Source organism: Campylobacter sp. BCW_4338 (genome assembly GCF_001763255.1).
Lineage (GTDB): Bacteria > Campylobacterota > Campylobacteria > Campylobacterales > Campylobacteraceae > Campylobacter_D > Campylobacter_D jejuni.
Window position 1 is genome coordinate 19,017 of the sequence record NZ_MJYJ01000003.1, and the last position, 16,329, is coordinate 35,345.

Consider the following 16,329-nt stretch of genomic DNA (forward strand, 5'->3'; position numbering starts at 1 on the left):
TTTATTCCTTTGATAATGCACTAATAGGATTTAAATTTGCTGCATTTCTTGCAGGGAAAAAACCAAAAACCACACCGATAAACATAGAACTTAAAAGTCCCAAAAGCACAGAATAGGCATTTAAAATCATAGGAAAATCAGTACTTAAAGTATTAAAAGCAAAAATAACAAAAATCGATAAAATCACACCTAAAATCGCCCCTATAGTACAAATCATAACCGCTTCGATTAAAAACTGCATCATAATATCTTCTCTTCTAGCCCCTATAGCCATGCGTATGCCTATTTCTCTTGTTCTTTCACTTACAGAAACAAGCATGATATTCATCACTCCTATACCCCCAACAATCAAAGCAATCACAGCCACACAAGCTGTAAGTATCGTTGTAGTGCGTTTATTTGCTGTAATAGCTTGCTTAAAGGTGTCAGAATTAAAAGTAAAAAAATCCTTTTGTCCGCGTTTAATTTCTAAAATTCTTATAATAGCATTTTCAGCCAAAGTTGAACTCACATCATCTTTAACCTTAACTATGATTTCACGCAAATTTCTATCTCCTGTAAGCTTATTCATCAGTGTTGTATAGGGTATATAAAGACGTACTACATTATCTTCTATAGGCTTGTCTGTATCTTTTTGCAAAACTCCTATAATCTTAAAAGGTTGAGAATTAAAAAGCACCACACGACCTAAAATATTTTCACTTTTTTCATCAGGAAAAAGATTTTTTTTAGCATTAAAATCCAATACAGCAACATTGGTACTATTTTTTACATCATCATTATTTAAAATTCTTCCCGCATCTATCCTTAAACCTTCTATAGCAAAATTATTTACCCCTACTCCTTCAGCTCTTGCGCTTAAAGAAATATTGGTATAAGTTGCCACTCCTGAAGTATTTGAATGAGCATCAACTGCTTCTAAATATTCTAAAGATCTTAATGTTTCTAAATCACTAAAATTAAGCCTTGTTTTACCCGAACGCAAATCCCCAAATCCTTTTCCAGGGCGAATTTCAATAGTATTTGTCCCAAGTCTTGCAATAGACTCAAGCACTTTAGCTTGAGAGCCTAATCCTAAAGCTACAACACAAACTACAGAAGCAATACCTATGATGATTCCAAGCATAGTTAAAATAGAACGAAGTTTGTGTGCAAGTATGGAAGAATAAGCTATCTTAAAACATTCAAAGGCTTGATTTTTAAGCAAAGTAAGTGTTTTTTTCTCTTTGGGCATTGTTTTTAAAATAAGTTTTTCTTGAGCTTTTTCCTTTTTAGTATCGCTTAAAATTTCTCCATCTTTAATCTCTATAACCCTTTTAGCTTGTGCTGCAATTTTTGGATCGTGAGTTACTAAGACTATAGTATGACCTTGTGTGTTAAGTTTTTGTAAAATTTCAAGCACCATAATACCGCTTTTACTATCCAAAGCTCCCGTTGGTTCATCAGCCAAAATAAGCTCTCCGCCATTGATTAAAGCTCTTGCTATAGAAACGCGTTGTTGCTGCCCTCCGCTTAATTCGTTTGGCTTAGAATCTAACTTGTGAGCTAATTCTAAATCATTTAAGAGTTTTTTAGCATTTTGACTTCTTTCTTGTAAATTTTTTCCCGCATAAACTGCAGGTAAAGAAACATTTTCTTTAGCACTAAGCAAGCTTAAAAGATTATATCTTTGAAATATAAAGCCTATTTTTTCACGCCTTAATCTTGCTTTTTCATCGTTATTAAGTTTAGTGACTTCATACTCATCAAAAACATAAGTTCCGCTACTTGGCGTATCTAATGTTCCTATGATATTCAAAAGTGAAGTTTTACCACTTCCACTTTGTCCTATAATAGCAACAAATTCACCTTTTTCTATACTTAAACTTACATTTTTTAAAATGGCATTTTCACCTATATTCTTGCAAATATTTTTAAGAAAAATCATTAAAATCTCAACTTCATTTTAGTGGCTAAGCCATCAGCACTTGAGCTTACTATCAATTCTTCATCTTCATTTACACCTTCTAAAATTTGAGTATTGATAGAATCTTTAATGCCAAGTTTGACATATTTTTTAACAGCTTTTTGATTTTCCAAAATTTCAACATAATAGCCTTTTGGATCGCTTTTAATTGCATAAGTTGGCACTGCTAAAACAGCCTTTGCACTTGCTACGACAATTTCATTTTGTATACTCATACCAATACGCAAAAAATCATCTTTATTGGCTACATAAAATTTTGCGTAATAATAAATAGCATTTGATGAGCTTGAGCTTGAAGAACTCGAACTTGATGAGCTTGAGCTTGTACTAGAATCACTCACTTCAGTATCAGCTGGATCTATACTTGCAATCTTAGCATGATAAGTTTTTTGAGGATCATTAAGCAAAGAAAAATCAAGCTCTGTTCCTACTTTTATCTTACTCACATCAGCCTCTGCTATTTCCATTCTTACTTCCATTTCGTCTAAATTAGCTATACGGACTATAGTAGGAGTGTTTTGATTAGCATTAACTGTTTGTCCTTCATCTACAGCTACATTAATCACAACACCATCCATAGGAGCAGTAATGGTTGTATAACCTAAATCTTTTTGTGCATTTTTAAGAGTGATTTCAAGCTGAACTACTTGAGCATTAAGCTCTGCAACATTAGCTTTTAAAGTATAATAATTATTTTTTTGAGTTTCTAAATTTTCAAGAGAACTTGCTTTAGCTGCATAAAGTTTTTGCTCTCTTTGATATTGCTTACTCGCAATCTCAAGAGCAACTTTTTTACTCTCTAAATTAGCCTTAGCGCTTTCAAGCTGAGCTTTTGTAATATCTAAATCGTTTTGTTGTTTATCTTTGTCAATTTGAGCGATCAAATCACCTTGCTTTACATGAGTTCCCACATCGACATAAAGTTTTATAATTTGTCCGCTAACTTGAGCACCCACATCGACTTGATCTTTGGCATATACCTTTCCTACTGCCTCTATGGTTTGAGATATATCTTTTTTTTGTATTTTTTGAGTTAAATAGCTGATTTTTTCATCATTATTAAAAAAAATAAAATAAGCCCCAACACTTCCAAGTATTGCAATTAAAATGATTAAAACAATCTTCTTTTTCATAATAACAAATCCTAAAGAAAAATCAAGATTAAATTTTACTCATTTTTTGTGAATTTTTTGTGAATTTTTAATTCCATTTTATAAATTTAAAAATTCTAAAGCCATCATCACATCACCTTGCATTAAGACTTTTAAATTTTTATCATCCCAACAAAAAGTAGAACTATGATGTAAAGCTGGATGATTTAAATCCTTTGAAATTCCAACAAATACATAAGCTCCCATTCTTTCTCGTGTTAAAAAAGCAAAATCTTCAGCCCCCATGTCAGGCTTAGAAGAAATAATAATATTTTCTTCTCCTAAGACCTTTGCAAAAGCTTTTCTTGCTATCAAAGCAGCCTTTTCATCATTAATCAATGGAGGAAATTCTTTAGTATATTTAAGCTTATAATCTCCGCCATTAGATTTTGCTGTAGCAGCAGCTACTTCTTCTAGAGAACTTTTTAAAATATCTTGTGTTTTATCATTTAAAAAGCGCACAGTTCCTTTTAAATAAGCATTTGCAGGAATAACATTATAAGTAGTTCCTGCACAAATTTGACCTACGGTAATCACCCCTGCTTCATAAGGGGCTAAACGCCTAGAAACAACACTTTGTATATTATTTACAAATTGCGTTGCCATAATTATAGGATCTATACAAGTATGCGGATGAGCTCCATGCCCTCCTCTGCCAATAAATTCCAAATCAAAAATATCCGTTCCAGCCATCATTTCGCCACTTACAATTTGAGCAGTATTTTCAAGCAAAGGCCCCCATAAATGACAACCAAAAACCGCATCAACATAAGGATTTTCCAATACACCTGATTCTATCATAGGTTTAGCTCCACCGCTTCCCTCTTCTGCGGGCTGAAACATAAACTTAATCGTGCCACAAAATTCATCTTTGAGCTCATTTAATATCAAAGCAGCTCCCAAAAGTCCTGCTGTATGTCCATCATGTCCACATGCGTGCATCTTACCATCAATTTTTGAAGCATAACTTAGATTAGTTTTTTCTTGTACAGGCAAAGCATCCATATCCGCTCTTAAAAGAACGCATTTTGGTTTTTTCTGACTCTTCTTTTTTCCTTCTATAATAGCTAAAATTCCTGTTTTTGCAATATTTTTTTGATATTTAATGCCAAACTCATCTAAAATTTTACACACTAAATGAGCTGTATTTTCTTCTTCAAATTCAAGCTCAGGATGCATATGAATTTGATGTCTTAAATCAACTACTTTATCATAGTACTTTAGTGCTAAATTTTCAACCAGCTTATGCATTCTTTTCCTTAATCTAAATCTTTTATTTTCTCATCTGCTTTTTTACTGTCAAGTTTTTCCAAATTCGCCTCCATTTTTCGTATTTCTTCTTCTCCACTACGCACTAATTTTGCATCAATTTTGGAAAAATCTCCAGTTTTTTTATTTGGATATTCTACCTTAGAAAGTATAAAACGCAATAAATTTAATCTTGCTTTTTTCTTATCATCTGAAGAAATAATAGTCCAAGGACAAGTTGGAGTATTAGATGCTAAAAGCATAGAGTATTTAGCTAAAGTATATTTATCCCATAATTCTTGTGATTTTTGATCTACAGGAGATAATTTATATTGTTTAAGTGGATCACTTCGGCGTTTTTCAAAACGTTTTTTTTGCTCGTCTTTTGATACTGAAAAATAAAATTTAAAAAAAATAATATCACTATTTGAAATCATATTTTCAAACAAAGACACTTCTCTTAAAAAATCTTTATGTTGTTGCGGTGTACAAAAACCCATAACCGGTTCTACTCCTGCACGATTATACCAAGATCTGTCAAAAATCACAATCTCACCGGCCGAGGGCAAATGTGCTATATAACGCTGAAAATACCACTGTGTTTTTTCCACATCACTAGGTTTTTCAAGAGCCACAACGCGGCAACCACGCGGGTTTAAATGCTCAATCAAACGTTTAATCGCCCCACCTTTTCCAGCTGCATCGCGTCCTTCTATAAGTATAAGAACCTTTAAACCCTTGGCTTTAACATGATTTTGAAATTTCAAAAGCTCAATTTGCAAATTCTTTAAATCTTTTTCATATTCTATTGTACTTTTCTTTCTTTTAACAGAAATATAAATTTCATTCTTTTTAACAGCCCCTTGTGTTTTTGAAGAATTATTTTCTTGCATTTTCAAACCTTTATAAAGTATTTAAAGTAAATTTATCATAATAAATTATAATTGAAGCTAAAGATAAAGGAAAAATAAGTTTTTAGGAAATTTATGCGTATTTTTGGTATTATTTTATTAAGTTTTTGCTTATGTTTTGCTTCTATATTGTCTTTAAATGAAGCTTTTAATGTAAAATCAAACTCTTATAATAGTTCTATCTCAATTGATATTGAACTTGGAAAAGATATTTATCTTTATTCTAATAAACTTAAATTATATATAAATGAAAAAGATATAAGTTCTTTGATTAATCTACCTCAAAGCTCTACAAGAGGCAATGAAAATGTTTATTATCAAAAATTAAATTTAGCTTTGCCAAATTTACTACTAGAGCACTTTGCAAAAAATACTACAAATTTAATCAAACTCGAATTTCAAGGTTGTTCTGAACAAGGCTTGTGTTATAATCCTCAAACTTGGTACTTTGATCTCATTTCTAAAAAAGATACTTTTGAAATTTCAAAACCTTATAAAGCTCAAAAAACAGATAAAAAAACTAAAATTGAATCTGAAGAAAGCTCTATAGCAAATTTTTTAGCAACAGATAACTTTTTTTGGATTTTACTAAGTTTTTTTGGCTATGGACTTTTACTCTCCTTAACACCTTGTATTTTACCTATGATTCCGATTTTATCTTCTCTTATCATAGCAAAAAGTAATGCTAAATTTTCAAAAAAACATAGTTTTTTTCTCTCTTTTATCTATGTTTTTTTCATGTCTTTAGCCTACGCTATTGCTGGAGTTATAGCAAGTTTTCTAGGAGCAAGTATTCAAGGAATTTTACAAAAACCTATTATTTTAATTCTTTTTGCTCTAATTTTCATAGCTTTTGCTTTTGCTATGTTTGGAGCTTTTCGTTTCGAATTACCATTAAGATTTCAAACCTTTATACATAAAAAAAGCGAAAAAGGAAAGGGAGTTGTAGGTATAGCTATTATGGGATTTTTATCTGCTTTAATAGTAGGTCCTTGCGTAGCAGCCCCTTTAGCAGGTGCTTTAATTTATATAGCCAATACAGGCAATGCTTTATTAGGTGGTAGTGCGCTTTTTATCATGAGTTTTGGCATGGGTATACCTTTGCTTTTCATAGGCTTAGGATTAGGTTTTATTAAACCTAGTTTTTGGATGGAAAAAGTAAAAATTTTCTTTGCTTTTGTTATGTTGGCTATGGCTATTTGGATACTTTCTAGAATTATTGAAGAAAATTACATTTTAATTGCTTATGGAATTTTAGGTGTATTTTTTAGTGTTTTTATGGGAATTTTTGAAAAAAGTTTTACAATAATTTCTAAAATTAAAAAAAGTATTTTAATTCTTATTTTAGCTTATTCTCTAAGTATTTTCCTAGGGGGACTTTTTGGGGCTAAAAATTTCTTAAATCCTTTAAATTTCAATACTATATCTGCCTCAAAACCTGCTTTAAGCTATGATTATATCAACAATTTTGAACAATTAAAGCAAGAAATACAAACAAATACAAAGCCCATAATGCTTGATTTTACTGCATCTTGGTGTGAAAATTGCAAACTTTTAGATGAATTAACCTTTAGCGATGAAAGAATCATACAAAAAATGCAAAATTACAAACTTATCAAAGTTGATGTAAGCGAAAATAATAATGAACAAATTAAAACCATGAAAGAATTTAATGTTTTTGGCCCACCTGTTTTAATTTTCTTTGAAAATGGAAAAGAAAAATTAAAAATCACGGGTTTTATCAGTGCTGATGATTTATTAAAAAAACTAGAACCATGAAAATTCAAGGTTTACAAATAGGGAAAATTAAAAACTATAAAAATTTCCAAAGTGCATTTATTAAAGATATTTACCTAAAAAAACAAATTGATTTCTAGGCATTTTAGATGATCGAATAGCTGATAAAATTCATCATGGAGGCTACCATAAGGCTATTTTTGCCAACTCTTGTCAAAACTATCCTATATGCGAAAGATTAAGTTAAATTTTGGCTCAATGGGTGAAAATTTGAGCATCGATGGGCTTTGCGAACAAAATGTTTGCTAGGTGATATACATCAAATTTCAAATGCAATACTGCAAGTAAGCGAACCTAGAAAACCTTGTGTAAAAATTTCTAAAATTCACAATAATCCAAATTTTACACATGAAATTTTTAAAACGGGCTTGAGTGGATGGTATTATAAAGTTTTACAAGTTGGACAAATACGAAAGCATGAAAACATTAAAATTTTAGAAAAAATTCTACTTCACTTAGTGTATTTGAACTCAATCAACTTTTTTACTCCCCGCATCAAATTCTTAAGCAAAATCCGAATTTATTAGATAAATTAGAAAAATTAAACTCTCTCATATCTCAAAATTGGCACGAAACGATACACAAACGCTTAAAAAATACTTACGATATAAGCTATATGGATAGCTTATAAGTTTTTAAAGTTATTTTTAGGTAAAATAATTTTTTTTGAAAGGATAATCATGCAAAGACAAACATGGAGTAGCACACTAACTTATATTCTAACAGTTGCTGGAGCAACCATAGGATTTGGAGCAACTTGGCGTTTTCCCTATCTTGCAGGAGAAAATGGTGGCGGTGCTTATGTATTAGTTTTTTGTATAGCCATGATTATCATAGGCATTCCTGTTATTTTAGTTGAAAATGTCATAGGCAGAAAAGCGATGATAAATAGCATAGATGCTTTTAAACAAAAATGGCAAAGTATTGGATATATGGGACTTTTAGGAAGCTTTGGCATAATGGCTTACTACATGGTACTTGGAGGATGGGTTTTAGTTTATATTTGGGAATTAACCCTAGGGAATTTTAGCCTTGCCAATGTAGTAAGCAAAGAATTTACTCATCAGTTTTTTAACGACAAGATAGCCTTCAATCCTTTGGGGGTCGGTATTTTTACCACTGTTTTTGTAATTATTAATTATATTATTTTAAAAAGAGGCATTATAGATGGTATAGAAAAATCCGTCAAATTTTTAATGCCTTTATTATTTATCTGTCTTATTATTGTTGTGGGACGCAATTTAACCCTTGATGGAGCTATAGCTGGAGTTAAATTTTATCTTGAACCTGATTTTAGTAAAATTTTATCACCAAAACTTTTAATCGATGTTTTAGGGCAAGTCTTTTTTGCTTTATCCCTAGGTTTTGGGGTGATGATAACACTTTCATCTCATCTTAATAAAAATGAAAATATGGCAAAAACCGCTATTTATACAGGGGTTTTAAATACTATCATAGCTGTTTTGGCTGGTTTTATGATTTTTCCAGCACTTTTCTCAGCAGGACTTGCTCCAGATAGCGGACCTTCTTTGGTTTTTGAAACTTTACCTATAGCATTTTCTCATATCCATTTTGGTACCATTGTGTGTATTTTATTTTTTGTCTTACTCTTGATTGCAGCCTTAACCACAAGCTTACCAATTTATCAAGTTATTATTAGCGTATTAGAAGAAAAATTTAAATATTCTAAAAATCTTTCTATTAACCTAACTCTAGGGTTTATCTTCATACTTGGCAATCTTCCTTGTATTCTAACTTATGGGCCTTGGCGTGATATTGTTATCATCAAAGGAAAAAACATTTTTGATAGTTTTGATTTCATTAGTGGAAATATTTTGTTTGTTTTAACTGCATTTTTTTGTTGCATTTATGTAGGTTGGATTTTAGGCAAACAAGAAAGTCTAAAAGAACTTAGCAATAACAATACACTTAAAAGTCCATGGTTTGGAGTTTGGTTTTATTATGTAAAATATATAGTACCTTTGATTATTTTAATCATTTTTATCTATGGAATTTTAAACTAATTTTTTAAATTTATATCTCTCTAACATAGCGGAATTTCCTAAAATTCCACCTTGATGTATATAAAGCAATGGTTTTTTCCACTCTTGTTTTAATGCTATACTTAATCCTAAAATATCATACAACAAATCAAATTCTATATTGCACTTTAACTTTAAATCCATATAAAGCTCATAAAATTCTTTATACGGCTTAGCAAAGTGATATTTTTTATCACTTGTTAAAATTTCTAAATTTGAAAAATCATAGCTTGGATCTAATGTTAAAATTTGTTTTTTAAGATATTTAATATCACCTACACAAGCGCAAGTAAATACTTTAAATTTAGAATACTTTGCCAAAAAGGCTGCCGAAGTGCCTGTACCCGAAGGTAAAAAAATATCAAAATCAAGCTTTAAACTTTGACTTTGCATTTGAATTTCTTGAGCAAGCTCCATATAGCCATATTGAGCTTCTAAATTAGCTATACCTTGTTCTATAAAAATATCATCTTTTTTACACAAAGACAAGGCAAATTGCTTTAAGGATAAAGAATGGATATTTTCTACAAAATTAACACCATTTTCTAAAGCTAAAGCATAGTTTCCACAAGGATTATTCTTAAGAAAAGTAGAAATTTTTTCACAAGCAAAAACAAGCTTATATGATCTTTGTTTAGCAAAAATACTTAATGCCGCCAAAGCATTACTTTGGCTTCCTCCATAACTTATAAAAGATTGATTTTTCGGATATCTTTGATGGATATAAAAAGCAAGTTTCCTAGCTTTATTTCCATTAATTTCTCCTAATAAATCATCTCTTTTAATATAAAATTCAAATCCGTTAAAATTGATTTTTTGTATAGGACTAATTGTTTTAATGAAATTCAAAGAATTTTTCTACATCTTTTAAAGCATTATCATTTTTAATGCTAAATTTTATCTCTATGCGACGACTCTTATCCTTATCTTCAACTCCGTTAATAAACACAGGATCTGAAAAAGAACGTCCACTTGCCATTAAAAGCTTTTGAAGCTTATCACTCTTATAAAAAGTATAGATAAAATTCATCACCTCATAAGCTCTTTTTTGCGACAAATCTAAATTATAAATATAAGACCCATCACTATCAGTATGTCCTTCAATAATGATATTTTCAATGTTAGAAGAAATTTTTGGATCTTCAAGAATAGCATCAAAATATTCGCTTAAGATTTTTCTCAAACTTGCCTTTGCCTCATTTTTTAACACATAAGAATCTTTATCAAAAAGTACTTCAGCAGGCAAAGCAATAGATCCTGTCTTTTCATCTATAGTGATATTATTATCAAGTTTGCTTTGTAATTCCTTGCTTAAATTTTCACGAATCAAACTAAGATTTTGCACCTTTTCTTTAGCTTTTTGAAAATCTTCTTGTAAATTTTTAAGCTCTTCATCTTTTTTCTCTAATTGACCTAGTAAAATCAAAATTTGCTTATCTTTATTATCTAAAGTTGAGTTCAAATCTTTACTTAACTGCTTGTAATTTGTAATATTAGCCTCTAATTCTGCTTTTTGAGAATTAGCAAGATTTAAAGCACTAGAAGCATTGTTTAAATCAGAACTTAGTTTAAACACTATAGCTTCTTTATTTCTAAGCTCTTCTTTGCTCTCCTCTAAGCGTGCCTCTTGTTTATTGAGATTGTCTTTAATTTCTTTTAAATCACTTTGAGTTAAAACATATTTTACAACAATAGCACCTATTAGCAAAATAAAAACAAACAGCAATCCTGCCATTAAATCAGCATAAGCTATCCAAAAATTGCTATCTTCTTTTGACTCATTTTTCATTTATTTTCTTTATCTTCATTTTTTAACTCATCATTGCTTTCTTGCTTAGATATTTCTGCTTGAATTTCATCTTGATTTTCTTCAGTCTTAGACTCTGAAAAATCTTCTATTTGTTTGGTTTCATTTTCTTTATTTTGATTTCCATCCCCAGAAAGCTTACTCATCATTTGACTTGTTTCTTCATCAAGTGCTTTCATTTCTTTTTTAAGCTCATCCATCATTTTGATTTTAGCATCGATACTTTTTTCTTCTTCATATACTTCCTTAAATTTATGCATACCTTCAAACAAGCTTGCTTTAAATCCCTCAAAAACCTTTTCTTGACTTTCCAACATTGCTTTTTCATAAAGTTCAAAATTTTTGCCAAAACGCTCTACTTTTTCATCGAATGCACTTAGCGTCTTATCAAGATGATGAATTTTATCACTACTGATATCGAGCAAGCGATTATATTGTTCTGACATTCTTGTATTGATTTCTTTCAAATTTTGATTGAGCAAACCTATGCCATTTAACATTTCACTATAAAGCTTTCCAAGATCGCGTTGATCTCTTTGTGCTTTACTAAGCTCACCCATGGTTTGTTTGATGTGTTCACTACTTAATCTAATAGCTTTTTCTTCTACATTTAGCATATCTTGAAAAATGCCAAATTTTCTATCAATAGCATGATCAAGCTCTGCAAAAAAATCATCATTGCTAACTTGTTTAAAAATTGCTCCAATTTTTTCAAAATGTTGCAAACTCTCAGTTAAATATCTTTGATCAAGCTCTTCTTTTGTCCAAAAAAATCCACTTGTAGCGTTTTTTTGACGATTTAGTAAACGATCTATTTTACTTTTACCATATTTTTCAAAAAACATCCACCATAATGCAAGAAAAATTCCATAAATTGAAACATAAAAAGCAGTTCCTACTCCACTTAACAAATCTGCAATTTCTTGTTCTAAAGCGGCTGTATCACTAGAACTAAAATTTGGCATTGAAAAAGCTATGCTGATAAAAGTTCCTAAAATTCCCATCATTGGAAAAATTGCCGAACCTATACTAGCAAAATTCTCATTTCTTGCACCTTTAATATATGTATAAGCAAAGTCATCAAAATTGGCATTTGATTTCGTGTCTTTCCCTATGGCAAGAAAATGCCTCATAATATGTCTTTTTAAAGCCTGTTTAAATTCATCTTTTTGTTGCTCAAAAATACTATACGCATACTCAGCACTATGTCTAGCAAAAATCAATGCTGTAAAAAAAATCACACCTGTCATAATAACCGTATGTAATTCAACCTTAAAGTCAATTACATTAAAATAACCTAATAAAATCAAAATATAAAGAAAAGCTGGAATAAAAATAATTTTAAAATAAACCAAAGAACCTCTTGCATCTTTGCCTTCAGGCAAAACAAGTTCTGAAATTTCATCTGATTTAATCTCCATGAAACCAATACCTCAATAAAAATTTTATTTTAAAGATTGCTACTTAATTTGATAAAAATTTTTAAAACAAAATAAAACTAAGCCTTTAAAATGCTTAGTTTTTGTTTATACAGTTTAAATCTTCAAAAGCGACTTCAAGACGCTTTATCATGCTTTCTTCACCACTCCTTAACCAAACACGCGGATCATAGTATTTTTTATTTGGCTTGTCATCACCTTCTGGATTTCCAATTTGTCCTTGCAAATAAGCCCTATTTTTAAGTTCATATTCACGTACCCCATCCCAAAAAGCCCACTGGGTATCTGTGTCAATATTCATCTTAATTACGCCATAACTTACTGCATTTTTAATATCTTTTAGCTCGCTACCGCTACCACCATGAAATACAAAATTTATAGGCTTATCATTTTTTAAAGCAAATTTATCTTTGACAAATTTTTGCGAATTTTTTAAAATTTCAGGTTGTAAGCTAACATTTCCTGGTTTGTAAACTCCATGTACATTTCCAAAGCTTGCTGCAATTGAAAATTTATCACTAATTTTTCCAAGTCTTTCATATGCAAGTGCTACATCTTCTGGTTGGGTATAAAGCTTAGAATTATCAATACCTGTATTATCCACTCCATCTTCTTCGCCACCTGTACAACCTAGTTCTATTTCAAGTGCGACACCTAAAGCATCAAGTTTTTGAAGATAGACTTCACAAGTGTTAAGATTTTCTTCTAAACTTTCTTCGCTAAGATCAAGCATATGGGAACTAAATAAAGCTTGTCCATGGGTTTTTTTATATTGTGCATTTGCCTCAATAAGCCCATCAATCCAAGGTAAAAGTTTTCTTGCGGCATGATCAGTGTGTAAAATCACAGGTACACCATAAGCTTTAGCAAGTAAATGTACATGTTTAGCCCCACTAATTGCACCTAAAACTTCTCCATTAGGACAATTTTTCCCTGCATAAAATTTTGCCCCACCATTTGAAAACTGGATAATAACTGGAGAGTTAACTTTTTTTGCAGATTCTAAAACTGCATTAATAGAATCAGTTCCTACAACATTAACAGCAGGGATAGCAAAACCCTCTGCTTTAGCATAGTCATAAACTTTATTAAGCTCATCTCCGCTAATCACCCCTGCTTTTACAATGTCTAAAACACCCATTATTTATATTCCACTTTAGCACTATTTAAAAGATCTTGGCCTTTTTGATTGATAACTTTTTTAAATTCTTCAAATTTAAGTCCGTTTTCAATACCTTGTTTTACTTCATCAAATTTGATTTGACCTTTAGCCTGCGAATTTTCTTTTAAGATTACATGATAGCCAAAATTCGTTTTTATTGGAGTTGTAGTAATAGTACCATTTTTAAGTGCAAAAGCAGCATCTGTAAAAGGCTTTACCATAGTTGATTGATCAAACCAACCAAGCTCACCACCTTGGTTTTTTGAACCTGGATCAATTGATTTCTCTTTAGCAAGCTCACTAAATTTAGCATCTAGTTCTTTACCTTTTAAACCTTTAAGTTCGTTAATAATATCCTTAGCTTCTTTTTCTGTCGCTACTAAGATATGTTTTGCTTGCACTCTCGCAGGTTTTACGTATTTGTCTTTATTTTGATCATAAAAAGCTTTAACTTTAGCCGCATCAATTTTAATTGTATTTAAAATTTTCTCTTGATAAACATTAACAAGTATTGCATCTTTTGCACGATCAAGTTCTTTTGTGTATAAAGGATCTTTTTCTAAATTTTGTTTTTTAGCATCTTGCAAAATTAAGTCTTGCATAATATACTGCTGAATAAGAGCTTTTTTTTGATTATCTGGCAAAGTTTTAAAATCCTGTCCTCTAAGCATAGGGGCAAAAAATTCACTTACTTCTGTATCACTAATGCTCTTGCCATTAACAGTGGCTACTGTAGCTGCATTTACATTTAAAGCTACACCTGCAATCAAAGCTGCTGCAACTAAAGAAATTTTTTTCATTGGGTTTCCTTTTTAATAAAATGTATATAAAATCGATTATATCTAAACTTGGTTTAAAGCTAATTAACTAAAATTAAAAAATGAAAAGAAATTTAGAAATCAAAGAGCTTTTTTTAAAACATTTTGAGAAACCTGTAACAGAACTTAAATTTTCAAATTTATACGAACTATTAGTCTGTGTGATGCTTTCAGCCCAATGCACTGATAAAAGAGTTAATCTCATCACTCCTGATCTTTTTAAAGCTTATCCTGATATCAAATCTCTTGCAAATGCAAATTTATCAAGCCTTAAAACCTACATACAAACTTGTTCATTTTTTAATAATAAAGCACAAAATCTTATAAAAATGGCAAAATCAGTTTGTGAAAATTTTGACGGAGAAATTCCCCTTGAAGAAGAGAAATTAAAATCCTTAGCAGGCGTGGGACAAAAAACCGCCCATGTGGTTTTAATAGAATGGTGTGGAGCAAATTTCATGGCTGTAGATACTCATGTTTTTAGAGTTTCTCACCGCTTAGGACTTAGCAAAGCAAAAACTCCAGAAGCTACAGAAGAAGATTTAACACGCATATTTAAAGATAATCTTAACTATCTTCATCAAGCCATGGTTCTTTTTGGACGCTACACTTGTAAAGCTAAAAAACCTTTATGTAAAGAATGTTTTTTAAATCATCTTTGCAAAAGTAAAGATAAGGAACTTAAATGAAAATTTTCATCTTTTTACTCGCTATATTTCTTAATATTTTCGCCTTAGAATCTTACGAGCCTAGTGCTGTTTTTTCTTCTTATTTTAACAACATAAATTGCTCGCAAATCTTAGATAAGTTTTTTTATCTAAATTGCTATGATTATAAACTCAAAGGTACAAAAGCCGTTGCTTATAAAGTAGAAGCTTCAAATTTAAAAAATAAACAAATTAAAAAACGCCCTCGCTTTGAAGATGATACAAATATTCCTAAAAAATACCGCACTACTTGGAGTGATTATAAAAACAGCGGCTACACGCGAGGACACACTGCACCCAATGCTTCTTTTAGCTTTAGTAAAGCTGCCCAAAATTCAGTATTTTTAATGAGTAATATTACCCCACAAAATGCGCAAATAAATAATATAATTTGGAATGAAATCGAACAAAGAGAAAGAAATTTGGCTTTAAAATTTCAAAGTATTGAAGTTTTAAATTTAGTACTTTACGATAAAGAACCACAATACATTAAAAACCGTATTGCTATACCAAGTTTTTATGTAAAAATTATTAAAACTCCGAAATTTAAAGAATGCTATCAAGTACCAAACCACGAAGTAAATGATGAAAATATTAAACAGTATCAAATAAATTGTGATAAATTTTAAGGTATAAATTATGGAGATAAATGCTCTTACAATAACCACTCTTTATATCATAGGTATTTCCGCAGAAGGAATGACAGGGGCTTTAGCTGCAGGACGCCATAAAATGGACCTTTTTGGAGTTATTTTTATTGCTCTCGTAACAGCAATTGGAGGTGGAAGCATACGAGATGTGCTTTTAGGACATTATCCTTTAACTTGGGTTAAACATCCTGAATATATTATTTTAATCTGTTTTTGCGCCCTTATAGCCACAAAAATTCCACGTGTAGTAACCAAACTTGAAACTTTATTTCTAACTCTTGATGCTATAGGACTTGTTGTTTTTAGCATACTTGGAGCTCAAATAGCCATAGATCAAAATCATGGGTTTATCATAGCCGTTGCTGCTGCTGTAATTACGGGTGTTTTTGGTGGAATTTTAAGAGATATTTTATGTATGAGAATCCCTTTGGTATTTCAAAAAGAAATTTATGCAGGAATTGCCATAATTGCAGGAGCAATCTATTATTCTCTAATAATGTGGCTTGAGCTTAATGCTCTAGTTTGCACACTTTTAACTCTTTTTATAGGAGTTATTGCAAGGCTTTTAGCTATCAAATATCAATGGTCTTTACCTATTTTTTCTTATAATGAAGAAAAATAATTTATCGTT

At 30.6% G+C, this 16,329-nt stretch carries 14 protein-coding genes and 1 pseudogene; 6 read left to right on the top strand and 9 right to left on the bottom strand.

The window, feature by feature from the left end; genetic code table 11:
* Position 1: 1 nt before the first annotated feature.
* From AJN69_RS00115 to ppk2, 4 genes are all read right to left on the bottom strand, one after another.
* Positions 2 to 1,927, bottom strand: a complete 1,926-nt coding sequence (locus AJN69_RS00115; protein ID WP_002859966.1) for an ABC transporter permease — start codon at positions 1,925 to 1,927, stop codon at positions 2 to 4.
* Complete coding sequence (locus AJN69_RS00120; RefSeq protein WP_070287744.1) at positions 1,927 to 3,099, bottom strand: efflux RND transporter periplasmic adaptor subunit; 1,173 nt, start codon at positions 3,097 to 3,099, stop codon at positions 1,927 to 1,929. The genes AJN69_RS00115 and AJN69_RS00120 overlap by 1 nt, the downstream gene beginning before the upstream one ends.
* Before the next feature lie 78 nt (positions 3,100 to 3,177).
* On the bottom strand, positions 3,178 to 4,368 hold the full coding sequence (locus AJN69_RS00125; protein ID WP_070287741.1) for a M20 family metallopeptidase: 1,191 nt from the start codon (positions 4,366 to 4,368) through the stop codon (positions 3,178 to 3,180).
* A gap of 8 nt (positions 4,369 to 4,376) precedes the next feature.
* Complete coding sequence (ppk2, locus tag AJN69_RS00130; RefSeq protein ID WP_053872584.1) at positions 4,377 to 5,258, bottom strand: polyphosphate kinase 2; 882 nt, start codon at positions 5,256 to 5,258, stop codon at positions 4,377 to 4,379.
* A gap of 93 nt (positions 5,259 to 5,351) precedes the next feature.
* Between ppk2 and AJN69_RS00135 the strand changes: the two genes are divergently transcribed.
* From AJN69_RS00135 to AJN69_RS00145, 3 genes and pseudogenes are all read left to right on the top strand, one after another.
* On the top strand, positions 5,352 to 7,055 hold the full coding sequence (locus AJN69_RS00135; RefSeq protein WP_070209854.1) for a protein-disulfide reductase DsbD: 1,704 nt from the start codon (positions 5,352 to 5,354) through the stop codon (positions 7,053 to 7,055).
* A pseudogene (locus AJN69_RS00140) lies at positions 7,052 to 7,704 on the top strand (MOSC domain-containing protein). Before AJN69_RS00135 ends, AJN69_RS00140 begins: the two are co-directional and overlap by 4 nt.
* Before the next feature lie 49 nt (positions 7,705 to 7,753).
* Complete coding sequence (locus AJN69_RS00145; RefSeq protein WP_070287739.1) at positions 7,754 to 9,097, top strand: sodium-dependent transporter; 1,344 nt, start codon at positions 7,754 to 7,756, stop codon at positions 9,095 to 9,097.
* Here AJN69_RS00145 and AJN69_RS00150 read toward each other — a convergent pair.
* The 5 genes from AJN69_RS00150 to peb4 all read right to left on the bottom strand — a co-directional run bounded on the left by AJN69_RS00150 (position 9,089) and on the right by peb4 (position 14,323).
* Positions 9,089 to 9,964, bottom strand: coding sequence for a 1-aminocyclopropane-1-carboxylate deaminase/D-cysteine desulfhydrase (locus AJN69_RS00150; RefSeq protein WP_070282680.1), 876 nt, complete (start codon positions 9,962 to 9,964; stop codon positions 9,089 to 9,091). The two genes, AJN69_RS00145 and AJN69_RS00150, sit on opposite strands and share 9 nt — an antisense overlap.
* Positions 9,951 to 10,904, bottom strand: a complete 954-nt coding sequence (locus tag AJN69_RS00155) for an OmpA family protein (RefSeq protein ID WP_070274087.1) — start codon at positions 10,902 to 10,904, stop codon at positions 9,951 to 9,953. Before AJN69_RS00155 ends, AJN69_RS00150 begins: the two co-directional genes overlap by 14 nt.
* The gene (locus AJN69_RS00160) at positions 10,901 to 12,343 is read right to left on the bottom strand and encodes a MotA/TolQ/ExbB proton channel family protein (protein WP_070209851.1); all 1,443 of its coding nucleotides are present in this window, start codon (positions 12,341 to 12,343) and stop codon (positions 10,901 to 10,903) included. The genes AJN69_RS00155 and AJN69_RS00160 overlap by 4 nt, the downstream gene beginning before the upstream one ends.
* 94 nt (positions 12,344 to 12,437) lie before the next feature.
* On the bottom strand, positions 12,438 to 13,502 hold the full coding sequence (gene fbaA / locus AJN69_RS00165; RefSeq protein ID WP_002931943.1) for a class II fructose-bisphosphate aldolase: 1,065 nt from the start codon (positions 13,500 to 13,502) through the stop codon (positions 12,438 to 12,440).
* The gene (peb4, locus tag AJN69_RS00170; protein WP_002931939.1) at positions 13,502 to 14,323 is read right to left on the bottom strand and encodes a peptidylprolyl isomerase PEB4; all 822 of its coding nucleotides are present in this window, start codon (positions 14,321 to 14,323) and stop codon (positions 13,502 to 13,504) included. The genes fbaA and peb4 overlap by 1 nt, the downstream gene beginning before the upstream one ends.
* Positions 14,324 to 14,403: 80 nt before the next feature.
* On the opposite strand from peb4, the gene nth reads away from it, so the two are divergent.
* From nth to AJN69_RS00185, 3 genes are read left to right on the top strand one after another with little or no spacing between them, the layout of a single operon-like run.
* Entirely contained in the window at positions 14,404 to 15,030 is a 627-nt protein-coding gene (gene nth, locus AJN69_RS00175) for an endonuclease III (protein WP_044779333.1), read from the top strand.
* A complete protein-coding gene (locus AJN69_RS00180) occupies positions 15,027 to 15,677 on the top strand; it encodes a DNA/RNA non-specific endonuclease (RefSeq protein WP_044780003.1) in 651 nt (216 codons plus the stop codon). Before nth ends, AJN69_RS00180 begins: the two co-directional genes overlap by 4 nt.
* A gap of 10 nt (positions 15,678 to 15,687) precedes the next feature.
* Complete coding sequence (locus AJN69_RS00185; protein WP_002861298.1) at positions 15,688 to 16,320, top strand: trimeric intracellular cation channel family protein; 633 nt, start codon at positions 15,688 to 15,690, stop codon at positions 16,318 to 16,320.
* Positions 16,321 to 16,329 lie beyond the last annotated feature (9 nt).